At 43.9% G+C, this 12,402-nt stretch carries 11 protein-coding genes; 1 reads left to right on the top strand and 10 read right to left on the bottom strand.

Annotation, left to right across the window (positions count from 1 at the left end; translation table 11 throughout):
* Window positions 1-289: 289 nt before the first annotated feature.
* From LH47_RS01550 to LH47_RS01510, 9 genes are all read right to left on the bottom strand, one after another.
* A complete protein-coding gene (locus tag LH47_RS01550) occupies window positions 290-976 on the bottom strand; it encodes a methylmalonyl-CoA mutase family protein (RefSeq protein ID WP_043964130.1) in 687 nt (228 codons plus the stop codon).
* A gap of 159 nt (window positions 977-1,135) precedes the next feature.
* Window positions 1,136-2,446 (bottom strand): dihydrolipoamide acetyltransferase family protein, encoded by a 1,311-nt coding sequence (locus LH47_RS01545; protein WP_043964118.1) that lies wholly within the window; start codon window positions 2,444-2,446, stop codon window positions 1,136-1,138.
* Between the two features lie 12 nt (window positions 2,447-2,458).
* Entirely contained in the window at window positions 2,459-3,442 is a 984-nt protein-coding gene (locus LH47_RS01540) for an alpha-ketoacid dehydrogenase subunit beta (protein WP_003394199.1), read from the bottom strand.
* Between the two features lie 2 nt (window positions 3,443-3,444).
* A complete protein-coding gene (locus tag LH47_RS01535) occupies window positions 3,445-4,443 on the bottom strand; it encodes a thiamine pyrophosphate-dependent dehydrogenase E1 component subunit alpha (protein WP_009373856.1) in 999 nt (332 codons plus the stop codon).
* A gap of 14 nt (window positions 4,444-4,457) precedes the next feature.
* Window positions 4,458-5,879 carry a dihydrolipoyl dehydrogenase gene (gene lpdA, locus LH47_RS01530; protein ID WP_043964115.1) on the bottom strand — a complete coding sequence of 474 codons (1,422 nt, stop codon included), beginning with the start codon at window positions 5,877-5,879 and terminating at the stop codon, window positions 4,458-4,460.
* 12 nt (window positions 5,880-5,891) lie between these two features.
* On the bottom strand, window positions 5,892-6,992 hold the full coding sequence (gene buk, locus LH47_RS01525) for a butyrate kinase (protein ID WP_043964113.1): 1,101 nt from the start codon (window positions 6,990-6,992) through the stop codon (window positions 5,892-5,894).
* Window positions 6,993-7,054: 62 nt separating this feature from the next.
* On the bottom strand, window positions 7,055-8,158 hold the full coding sequence (gene bcd, locus LH47_RS01520; RefSeq protein ID WP_009373861.1) for a branched-chain amino acid dehydrogenase: 1,104 nt from the start codon (window positions 8,156-8,158) through the stop codon (window positions 7,055-7,057).
* A gap of 16 nt (window positions 8,159-8,174) precedes the next feature.
* Complete coding sequence (gene yqiS, locus LH47_RS01515; RefSeq protein ID WP_043964111.1) at window positions 8,175-9,077, bottom strand: phosphate butyryltransferase; 903 nt, start codon at window positions 9,075-9,077, stop codon at window positions 8,175-8,177.
* A gap of 127 nt (window positions 9,078-9,204) precedes the next feature.
* On the bottom strand, window positions 9,205-11,271 hold the full coding sequence (locus LH47_RS01510; protein WP_043964109.1) for a sigma 54-interacting transcriptional regulator: 2,067 nt from the start codon (window positions 11,269-11,271) through the stop codon (window positions 9,205-9,207).
* Window positions 11,272-11,410: 139 nt separating this feature from the next.
* Between LH47_RS01510 and LH47_RS01505 the strand changes: the two genes are divergently transcribed.
* Window positions 11,411-11,665, top strand: a complete 255-nt coding sequence (locus LH47_RS01505) for a DUF2627 domain-containing protein (protein ID WP_021095261.1) — start codon at window positions 11,411-11,413, stop codon at window positions 11,663-11,665.
* On the opposite strand, the gene LH47_RS01500 is transcribed toward LH47_RS01505, so the two are convergent.
* Entirely contained in the window at window positions 11,657-12,391 is a 735-nt protein-coding gene (locus LH47_RS01500; RefSeq protein ID WP_043964107.1) for a glycerophosphodiester phosphodiesterase, read from the bottom strand. The genes LH47_RS01505 and LH47_RS01500 overlap by 9 nt on opposite strands.
* Window positions 12,392-12,402 lie beyond the last annotated feature (11 nt).

The following is a 12,402-nucleotide window of genomic DNA, read 5'->3' as shown; positions in this document are numbered from 1 at the left end:
CTCCAAAAGGGCCGCCAACAAGACAGCGAACACCTTTTGAAGAGTTCTGACTAATTGTTCCTCCAGCTCTTTTAATAAAGGCCATTCTGTGGTAAAATGTTTCATGGACTCTCTCCCTCCTGTTTTATTGATGTTGGTCATCACCATCATAGCAGGGAGAGAGTCCTTTTTGCATGACATTTGCTTTTTTCTACCGCGCTTCGCTTGGTGGCCCCGACGAGCGTCGCGAACAAAAGTTCGCAACCCTCGTCGGGGAATCATTCCTGAATGTCACCCACAAATATTTTACTCACACAATCGCATTGCCTCCCCCATTATGATACGGATCGGCATGAACAAGGATTGTTTTCACATGTGGCATATTTGTTTTCGCCCATGTCGTCACATCAGCCATGACATCGTATAAAGTAGAGAGCGACATAGGAAGCTGCCCTGTGATCGTCAGTGAATGAAGTGGATCCATTCCGATCGTCCCGCGCATGCGACTAAGCGGCTGTCCACTTTCCTCAATATATGCGACAAAAAGCGGAAGAAACGGAAATGCACATGCCCCTGTATCGATGCGAAGCGAGTAATTTTCTAGAGAAATGTTTGAAAACATCGTTTCTATTTGTTCTATCGTTTGAACAACAAATTTTAGCTTCGGCAATACGACATGAATTTCTGTCTGTCCACGTTCAAGTTGATGTTTCATCAGCTCATTCCATCGTTCAGGTGTCGAAGCTGCGCACTGTTGACTGACTTCCCACGCTTTTTTTATATATCCTTCTACTTCTGTTCCGCGCACATATGAAGGAAAACCCGGATATTGTTCAATAGGTAACCCCTCTAAATCAGCGCGTGTATAAATCGGTTTTAATTGAATTTGCTCGTATGTTTTGGTATATAACCGATCAAACGGTTTTCCTTTTAGCGATTTCTCAACTTCTTGTTTCCATTCGTCGTAGCTTGGAATCGGAAACGATATTTGTTTCATTGTGGCACCCCATCCCCCTTTGTTGTTAAAACGCTTTCTTTTCTTATTTTTGAAAATATTCGTTACATTTTTTATTGTAGTACATCGTTGAAAGGAAGAAAAGAGAAATCATTGATATAAGAAGAAGAGGATAACTATTCGTTACCCTCCTCCTCATCATTAGTAAATTGGTGTGTTTTCTTTTGTGACATGCTCTAAAATTTCTTTGACACGCGCTAAAAAGCGACCGCAAATTAAACCATCGAGCACGCGATGATCTAGCGATAAGCAAAGGTTAACCATATCGCGAACCGCAATCATGCCGTCTTTTACAACCGGGCGTTTCACGATCGATTCAACTTGCAAAATCGCTGCTTGCGGGTAGTTAATGATTCCCATCGATTGCACCGAACCGAACGAACCTGTGTTATTGACTGTAAATGTGCCCCCTTGCATATCTTCCGGACGGAGCTTACCTGCGCGCACTTTCGCTGCTAATTCAGCGATTTCACGCGCAATGCCTTTAATCGATTTTTCATCAGCATGTTTAATGACTGGAACGAATAAGGCGTCATCTGTTGCTACGGCAATTGAAATGTTAATATCTTTCTTTTGAACAATTTTATCTCCTGCCCACATCGAGTTCATTTGTGGGAATTCTTTTAACGCTTGAGCCACCGCTTTTACAAAAAACGCAAAATACGTTAAGTTAAAGCCTTCGCGCTTTTTAAATTCGTCTTTAATCGAATCGCGATAAGCGACTAAGTTTGTTACATCGACTTCAACCATCGTCCATGCGTGCGGTGCTTCATGTTTGCTGCGCAGCATGTTTGTCGCAATTGCTTTTCGAACTGGTGTCACTGGAATTTCAATATCGCCTAGTTGAACAGGTACGTTAGGCGCAGCGGCTTGTTTTGGTGCTGCCGCAACTGAAGCTTCCGCTTTTGACGCTTCTTGCACCGACTGCACAGACTCTTGAACCGCAGCTGTTGGCGTTTGACTTGGCGTCGGAGTGTTGCCGGATTCGATCAATTTCAACAAGTCTTTGCGCGTAATGCGTCCGCCCATACCTGTTCCTTGTACTTGTTCAAGGTCGATGTTGTGCTCTTGGGCAAGGCGAAGAACGGCTGGGGAATAGCGGCCTTTTTCTCCCGCCGGTTTTTTCGGCGCTGCTGCTTGTGCTGGCGCTGCCGGAGCTTCCGCTTTCGGTGCTTCTTCTTGTTTCGTTTCCGCCGTTTCTATGCCTTCTCCTTCGACTTCAATCGTACAAATGACGGCGCCAACTGGCAACGTTTCCCCTTCTTTTGCGATAATTTCTTTAATGACACCAGCAAATGAAGATGGAATTTCCGCATTCACTTTATCTGTCATCACTTCGGCAAGCGGATCGTATTTGTTGACACGAGTGCCAACAGATACAAGCCATTGACTAATCGTTCCTTCCGTTACACTTTCCCCAAGCTGTGGCATCGTAATTTTCTCAATCGCCATCGTGACTCCTCCTTAAAACTGCGCCAATTCGCGCATCGCCTTTTCGACTTTATCTGGGTTGACCATAAAGAATTTTTCCATCGTTGGCGCATATGGCATAGCTGGAACGTCTGGACCAGCTAGTCGCATAATTGGTGCGTCTAAATCGAATAAGCAATGTTCTGCAATAATCGCCGCTACTTCGCTCATGACGCTTCCTTCTTTATTGTCCTCTGTCACAAGCAATACTTTTCCTGTTTTGCTTGCTGCTTCAATAATCGCTTCTTTATCGAGCGGATAGACAGTACGCAAATCTAAAATGTGAGCGGAAATGCCTTCTTGCGCCAATTTTTCAGCAGCTTGCAAAGCAAAATGAACGCATAAGCCGTACGTAATAACTGTAATGTCTTCTCCTTCACGTTTGACATCTGCTTTACCGATCGGAAGCACGTAGTCGTCTGTTGGAACTTCTCCTTTAATGAGACGATATGCGCGCTTATGCTCAAAAAACAGCACCGGATCTTCATCACGAATCGCTGCCTTTAATAATCCTTTCACATCGTACGGTGTAGAAGGCATGACAATTTTTAATCCCGGCTGATTTGCAAAAATTGCTTCAACAGATTGAGAATGATATAACGCCCCGTGAACACCGCCACCGTATGGAGCACGAATGACAATCGGACAATTCCAATCGTTATTCGAACGATAACGAATGCGCGCCGCTTCAGAAATGATTTGGTTGACAGCAGGCATAATAAAATCCGCAAATTGAATTTCAGCAATTGGGCGTAATCCGTACATCGCTGCACCGATCCCGACACCAACGATCGCAGATTCCGCTAACGGCGTATCAATGACTCGCTCTTCCCCAAATTGATCATAAAGCCCTTGCGTCGCTTTAAATACGCCCCCTTTTTTTCCGACATCTTCCCCAAGCACAAATACGCGCGGGTCACGTTCCATTTCTTCGCGAATGGCCATCGTAACGGCATCGATATATGAAATGACAGGCATGTTTATTCCTCCTCTGCGTACACGTATTTCAACGCATGTTCTGGTTGTGCATACGGTGCTTTTTCGGCGTAGTCTGTCGCTTCGTTCACTTGCTTCATCACGCGATCAACAATTTCTTTTTCCAGTTCATCCGTTAATACGCCTACTTCTTTTAAGTAGTTCGCAAATAAATAAATTGGATCTTTTGATTTTGCTTCTGCAATTTCTTCTGGCGTACGATATGCACGATCGTCATCGTCTGATGAATGCGCTGTTAAACGATAAGCAACCGTTTCAATTAATGTTGGCCCTTCACCACGGCGCGCACGATCAGCTGCTTCTTTTACGACGCGATATACTTCAAGCGGATCTGTACCGTCTACTGTATATCCTGGCATGCCATAGCCGATCGCACGGTCTGACACTTTTTCGCATGCTAATTGTTTTTCAATCGGAACAGAGATGGCATATTTATTGTTTTCGCACATAAAGATGACCGGAAGCTTATGAACGCCTGCAAAGTTTGCTCCTTCGTGGAAGTCACCTTGGTTCGAAGACCCTTCTCCAAATGTAACGAACGATACGAAATCTTTTTTCTCCATTTTTGCTGCTAACGCAATGCCAACCGCATGCGGCACTTGTGTTGTAACAGGGGAAGAACCTGTGACGATTCGGTTTTTCTTTTTCCCGAAATGCCCTGGCATTTGGCGACCGCCAGAGTTTGGATCTTCCGCTTTCGCAAATGCTGAAAGCATCAATTCTGTCGGTGTCATACCGAACGTTAATACAACACCCATGTCACGATAATACGGCAAGACGTAGTCTTTCGTGCGATCTAAAGCGAATGCCGCTCCTACTTGCGCCGCTTCTTGTCCTTGGCAAGAGATAACGAATGGAATTTTACCTGCGCGGTTTAACAACCACATCCGCTCGTCAATTTTACGCGCTAACACCATCGTTTCATACATTTGTAAAACGGTTTCATCGCTTAAACCGAGTTGTTTATGACGATTTTCCGCCATCATTCATTCCTCCTTTAAAAATGAATCGCTTTTCCGTCAACGGCAAGCGCCGCTTCCACCATCGCTTCTGACAGCGTCGGATGCGGATGAATCGTGTGGGCAATTTCCCAAGGTGTTGCATTGAGCACACGCGCTAATCCAGCTTCAGAAATCATATCCGTTACATGCGGGCCAACCATATGCACACCGAGTACATCATCTGTTTTTGCATCGGCGACGATTTTGACAAATCCTTCAGCTTCCCCATACACAAGCGCTTTGCCGATCGCTTTAAACGGAAATTTGCCGACTTTCACGTCGTATCCTTTTGTTTTTGCTTCTTCTTCTGTCAAACCAACGCTTGCCGCTTCAGGACGACTGTAAATGCATTTTGGCACCATCGTATAATCAAGTGGATGAACAGTATGTCCAGCAAGATGTTCCACCGCGATAATTCCTTCATGCGAAGCGACATGGGCAAGTTGCAAACCACCGATCACATCACCAATCGCATAAATATGTTTTTCTTTCGTTTGATAATACTCGTTTGTTTGAATAAATCCTTTTTCAATAACAATATCGGTGTTTTCCAATCCGATTGCTTCAACGTTTGCTTGACGTCCGACGGAAACGAGCATTTTTTCAGCTGTAAACGTTTCGTTTTGTCCATTGATCTCTGCTTGAATGCGTACACCGTTCTCAACAACGAGCGTGTCAGGCAATACCTTCGCCTTTGTAACGATGCGTACACCACGTTGTTTTAATATTTTTTCGATTTCTTTTGATATGTCGCGATCTTCCGTCGGCAAAATGCGGTCGGCATATTCAACGACCGTGACATTTACACCAAAGTCGTTTAACATCGATGCCCATTCAATTCCAATGACTCCGCCACCGACGATGATAATGGAAGTTGGCAACGTTTCCATGCGCAACGCTTCATCTGACGTCATAACGAATTGTCCATCAATGGTTAGCCCCGGTAGCGTGCGTGGACGAGATCCTGTTGCAATCACGACATATTTTGGTACGAGCATTTCATTTTCCGTTCCATCATTCATCTCAACGGATATCGTTCCAGCCATCGGTGAAAAAATGGAAGGTCCTAAAATGCGTCCTGTTCCTTCATATACATCAATTTTTCCTTTTTTCATTAACATGTGGATCCCTTTATGCAGTTGATCAATGATCGCTTGTTTGCGCGCTTGTACTTGAGCGAAATCTAAACGCACTTCCCTAGCAAACACGCCAAACGTTTCGCTTTGTTTCGTTTGAGCATACACTTCTGCGCTGCGCAATAACGCTTTGCTCGGGATACATCCTGCATGCAAACACGTTCCCCCAAGCTTTCCTTTTTCAACAACCGCTGTTTTTAAACCGAGTTGGGCTGCACGAATGGCGGCAACATATCCGCCCGTTCCGCCGCCAAGTATCACGACATCGTACTCTTTAGCCATCGTTTCATCCCCTTAAACTGTTGTTTTGACCGCTCGTGGATATTGTTTCGCTTCTTCTTCTCCACGCAACACGCGAAGTGCCCCTTCAGCAAGTGCCTGCAATTCATTTTCCCCTGGTTGCACAATGACATCGGCAATCCATTGTACCCGATCAGCAATTTCTTTCACAAACTGTTTTCCGTATGCTAAACCACCCGTTAAAATGATGGCGTCCACTTTCCCGGCTAACACTGCACTTGCAGCTCCAATTTCTTTCGCTACTTGGTATGCCATTGCGCTATAAACGAGTTTCGCTTTTTCATCGCCATTTTCAATCATTTTTTCAACTTTCACCGCATCATTCGTCCCTAAATATCCAACAAGACCTCCTCCTCCAACGAGCATGCGCATCACTTCTTCGCGATAATACTCACCAGAGAAACAAAGGGAGACAAGATCGCCAGCTGGAACAGTCCCAGCACGTTCTGGGCTAAACGGACCTTCCCCGTCTAATCCGTTATTGACATCGATGACGCGTCCACATTTATGCGCGCCAACGGTAATTCCACCGCCCATATGTGCGACGATGAAATTGACTTCTTCATACGCTTTTCCCATCTGTTTAGCGACGCGACGAGCGACCGCTTTTTGATTTAATGCATGAAAAATGCTGCGACGCTCGATTAACGAAAAACCGGAAATGCGAGCGATCGGATCGAGTTCGTCTACAACGACTGGGTCGACAATAAATGCTGGGATATTTAATGCAGAAGCAATCTCATGAGCTAAAATGCCCCCGAGATTTGACGCGTGCTGACCAGAGTATCCACGCCTTAAATCTTGTAACATCACCTCATTGACAGCATACGTGCCGCCTTCGATCGGACGAAGTAAGCCTCCGCGCCCGCATACTGCATCGAGCTTTGAAATATTTATCCCTTCATGATCAAGCGTTTCTAAAATCGTTTGTTTACGAAATTCATATTGGTCAATAATTTTTTTATACGCTCGTAACGCCTCTGTATCATGACGAATCGTTTTCTCAAAAATGGAGCGTTCATTATGAAAAACGCCAATTTTTGTTGACGTCGATCCCGGATTAATGACTAAGATGCGAAATGAATGTTCCTGCAATGTTTGCCCCTCCATTTTTTATCATCGACAAAGCGAGAACGAACGTCCTCGCTTTGTTATGTTTAACGTGTGCGGCGACGGCTTAAAATGTGTTGACCGTTTTGTAAAAATTGGCTGCGTGATTGACGCATTTTTGCAATGCGCTCTTCAGCTAAACGGTCTGCTGCTTGGTATGTCGGAATGCCGTCACGTTTCGCAATTTCGATCACTTTTTCGATATTGTTATAAATTTGTTCAACTTTTTTCATCGCACGTTCGCGGTTATATCCGTATAGTTCATCCGCTACGTTAATGACACCGCCCGCGTTAATCACATAGTCTGGCGCATAAACGATACCCATTTCATGAATGATGTCGCCATGTCTTGCTTCACGCAATTGGTTGTTCGCAGCACCTGCAATGACTTTCGCTTTTAATTGAGGAATCGTTTGATCGTTAATTACACCGCCAAGGGCACATGGAGCGAAAATGTCGCAGTCTACGCTGTAAATATCGTTCGGGTCAACGGCTTGTGCGCCAAACTCTTCAACAACGCGTTGCACCGCTTCTTTATTAATGTCTGTAACGATAAGCTTCGCCCCTTCTTCATGAAGATGACGGCATAAATTGTAAGCGACATTACCGACTCCTTGTACCGCGATCACTTTTCCTTCAAGTGAATCGCTACCGAAAGCCTCTTTCGCTGCTGCTTTCATTCCGCGATAAACGCCGTACGCAGTAACCGGAGAAGGGTTTCCAGACGAACCGAATGCTGGTGAAATCCCTGTCACATAGTCTGTTTCCTCGTAAATAATATCCATATCAGCAACTGTCGTACCAACGTCCTCCGCTGTAATGTAGCGACCGTTTAATCCTTGAATGAAGCGACCGAACGCACGGAACATCGCTTCGTTTTTATCTTTCCGTGGATCCCCAATGATGACCGCTTTTCCACCGCCAAGATTTAACCCAGCTGCTGCGTTTTTATACGTCATCCCACGCGCTAAACGAAGCGCATCTTCAATCGCTGCATCTTCTGATTCATACATCCACATGCGCGTGCCGCCTAATGCTGGTCCAAGTGTTGTATCATGGATAGCGATAATCGCTTTCAATCCTGATTCTTTATCTTGGCAAAATACTAATTGCTCATAGTCGTACTGCTCCATATATTTAAAAATTTCCATCTTTCGTTCCCCCTTGTTATTCGTTCGTTGCACAAATGGCTAATGCTAGTGAATACAATTTACTTTCTGCTGAATCGGCGCGCGATGTTAATACGATTGGTGCTTTCGCGCCAGCAATGATCGCTCCGACTTGTGCGCGGGCAAAATAAACGAGTGACTTATATAGCACATTTCCCGTTTCAATGTTCGGTACGACTAAAATATCAGCATGTCCTGCCACCGAGCTTTCAATGCCTTTATGTTGGGCAGATTCAACGGAAATGGCATTATCTAAAGCGAGCGGGCCATCGACGATGCAATCTTTTAGCTGTCCGCGTTGATTCATAAGCGACAACGCTGCTGCATCAATCGTTGCTGGCATCGCTGGATTCACAACTTCAACAGCGGCGAGCGGCGCAACTTTCGGTGTATGAATACCAATCGCTTTCGCCACTTGCACGGCATTTATAATAATTTCTGTTTTTTGTTGCAAATCAGGCGCAATGTTCATCGCGGCATCTGTGACAAGAATCGGCCGTTCATAATGTGGCACATCAAACAAAGCAACATGTGATAACACACGGCCTGTGCGAAGTCCATATTCTTTATTAAGCACTGCTTTTAAAATCGTTGCTGTCGGTACATTCCCTTTCATTAAGACGCTTGCTGCTTTTCCATGTACCGCTTTGACGGCCATGTGAGCTGCTTCTTCTTTTGTCGAAGCATGAACGATGCGAATGGCATGGCGATTTTCGTCTTGAACATATTCTGGAACAAGACGCGATAAAACGGATTCATCGCCATATAAAATAAATCGCCCGAATCCTGCTTGTAACGCCTGTGCGACTGCTTTTAACACCTCTTCGTCTTCAGCTGCCGCAACAGCTATGGTTGCTTCAGGAAATTGGGTTGCTTTGGTGATTAACGATTGTAGCTTCATCTCATCTGCTCAACCCCTTTGTTTTTTCGTCACCTTTTATTCTTGCAAAAACTATGCCAACTTTTTTGTTATTGAAAACGCTTTATTTTATTTATTTTTCGTTGCAACTTTTTGCATACTATGAACATTATTGCATGCTTTTTTTATCAAGTCCATACTTTTCAAGTTTGTAGTATAAATTTCGAATCGAAATGCCTAGTTGTTTGGCAGCCGCGGTTTTATTTCCTTGGCACGCTTGTAAAACGTTCTCAATCACTTTCGCTTCGTATTGCTCCACGAGCTCGTTTAGCGGTTTATGCCCATAAGGCAATTCAGAGGACGAAAGATGTTCTGGCTCTTTCGATTTGTGCAACAATGAAATATGCTTCCGTTCAATGATCACTTCATTATATTTCATAAAAATCATCGCGCGTCCTATTACGTTTTCTAGTTCACGTACATTTCCCGGCCAATCGTACGACAGTAAATAAGCAAGGGCATCATCCGTAATTCCTTCCACGTTGCGCCCGTAATCTTGATTTAGTTTTTGTATGAGCCGTTCACATAACGCAGGAATATCTTGCTTTCGTGCACGCAACGGAGGAATGTAAATCGGCATGCGATTGAGCCGATAATATAAGTCTTCACGAAATGTCCCATCGGCAATCGCTTTTTCCAAGTGAACATTCGTCGCAGCAATGACGCGCACATTAATTGGAATAGGCTTCGTGCCACCGACGCGAACAATTTCTTTTTCTTGTAATACACGCAACAATTTCGCTTGCATATTGGCGGATAATTCGCCAATCTCGTCTAAAAAAATACTTCCGTTGTTCGCTTCCTCAAACAATCCTTTTTTCCCTCCGCGCCTTGCGCCTGAGAACGCCCCTTCCTCGTAGCCGAACAATTCACTTTCAAGTAACGATTCGGAAATGGCTGCGCAGTTTACACGAACAAATTTATGATATTTTCGATCACTAGCATTATGAATGGCGTGAGCAAACAGTTCTTTCCCTGTTCCCGACTCCCCGCGAAGCAAAATCGTTGCAGGTGTTTTCGCCGCTAATTTTGCTTGTTCAATCGCTAACATCATCTCTTCTGATGTGCCGACAATATCATCAAATGAGTATTTTGCCTCTAATGTACGAATAATTTGGCGAGCGCGTTGTAACTCAGAAGTCAACTGTTCAATTTCTGATACATCATGAATGACACCGACACTTCCTTTTAACATGCCGTCGACAATAATTGGCGCAACATTAACAACGACATCGCGCTTTTTCGGACCGACTTTCATGCGCACTCCTCTGACCGGTCGCCGCGTTTTCAACACTTTCATATGCATGCTTTCCCCTTCAGAAATGTCCGCTGTCGCCGGTTTTCCGATCACTTCTTCTTCTGATAACCCCGTTAATTTTGTATATGCAGGATTAATTAAAATGCCGTTACCGTATTCATCAACAACAGAGATCGCTTCTTCTGAAGAGTGAATAATCGCTTCTAACATCGTGCGAATTTCTTTTAAATTCGTTACTTCTTCTGCTAGATGGACAACTTCTGTAATGTCTTTAAATACAGCGAAAGCACCAAATAATTTTCCGGTTTCATCAATAAGTGGGATGCGTGTCGTAATCATTTTTTTTCCGTTTTCTAATATTAATTCTTGATTCAACTCAACTTCTCTCGTTTGTAATACACGCGGCAATCCGCTAGCTGGAATAACACGCAAAATATGCGTGCCAATGACTTCTTTTTTTCTTTTTCCAATCATTTTTTCTGCGCTCGGATTCATATGGGTGACAAAACCACGTTCGTCAATGACGATCATTCCGTCATGCGTAGAATGAAAAATTAAATCGTGTTTCGTTGTTGCTGTTTTTAACGTCGCAATGAGTTGCTCTTTTTCTTCCACAAGCTGCGCAATAATATAAGCGATATCCCCGGGAATAACGACCGTATGCGCCGGACTTTCTTTGCGCAACGCAGTAAACACTTCATCATCTCCTGTGACCTCAACGATAATGTCAAGATCATCTATTAACACATCGCGCCAATGTTTGCTCGTTTGGATCCCCATTTCGCGCGCAGCTTTTATCCCAGGGGCATCTTCGTTTCGATCCACAATCGCCACGACATCCATCAATTTCGTTTCATGAAACATTTTTAATAATGCACTTCCACCTTTGCCTGCCCCAACAATTAATACTTTTTTCATTCCCATCACCTATTCGTTTGCAATTTTTTGCAGACGCTTTCATCATACATTTTTTTTCTCTTCTTGACAAACAAACAAAAACATTTATGATGAAAACAGAACGAGATGAAAACAGAACGAATGGAAAGGGTTTTGTTTTATGCAGCGAATGATCGCCCTACTTATTTTACTAATTCCAGGATTTATCGCAGCGCTAGGGATTAAATGGATGCGCGATACCGTATTTGGCATTTTACACGCACCAATCCCTTCACTTGTCATTCAATTTTTGCTCGGTTTATTTTGTTTTATCATTGGTCTTAGCTTTATTGCAGGATTTATTTTGCACCGCGATCGAAAGCGAAACAAAGTACAGCCACGCTTTCAAAAAAAGAAACGCTTCGATTCACAATGATCGAAGCGTTTTTTCGCGCACGTTTTTTGCCTTTTCAGGGAAATCTGTAAATATCCCATCGACTTCATATTGAAACATCGTTTTCATCTGTTCTTCTTTATTGATTGTAAAAGGACGAATGAGCAATTGATTGGTATGGGCCGCTTCAACAAACGGTCGATCTACAGCGCGATGATACGGATGAAGCGCCAAAGCGTGTAAAGTATGGGCATAATCCCACGGCTGATGCAATTTTTCCATATATAGTAGCGCTGTTTCAATATGAGGAGCTAACTGATGACATGTTGCCATACTTTCATGGTTAAACGAAGAAAAAATGACGCGCGGTGCTAAACGATATCGCTCTACAAGTTCAATTGTTTTTTCTTCTAGTCGTTCATAAGGTACAAGATTGTTTTTTAATTCAATATTAATAAGCAACGACGTGTGTTGTGCCCACTCAAGCACTTCTTGTAACGACGGAATCGGACAAAACCCGTATTGTTTAAATTTATAGTTGGCGTTTAATTTTCGTAATTGCCGATACGTCATTTGTCCAACCCATCCTGTTCCATCTGTCGTCCGATTGACCGTTTCATCATGAATGACGACAACAACACCGTCTTTTGAAAGTTGTACATCAAGTTCAATCCCGTCCGCATGAACACGTGCTGCTTCTATAAAAGAGGCCATTGTATTCTCTGGATGCGTCCCAGCTGAACCGCGATGAGCAAAAATATGTGTCATCCTTTTCCCAC

This window comes from Anoxybacillus thermarum, assembly GCF_000836725.1.
GTDB lineage: Bacteria > Bacillota > Bacilli > Bacillales > Anoxybacillaceae > Anoxybacillus > Anoxybacillus thermarum.
Note: the sequence above shows the minus strand (reverse complement) of the source record. Positions and strands in the feature narration are given on the sequence as shown.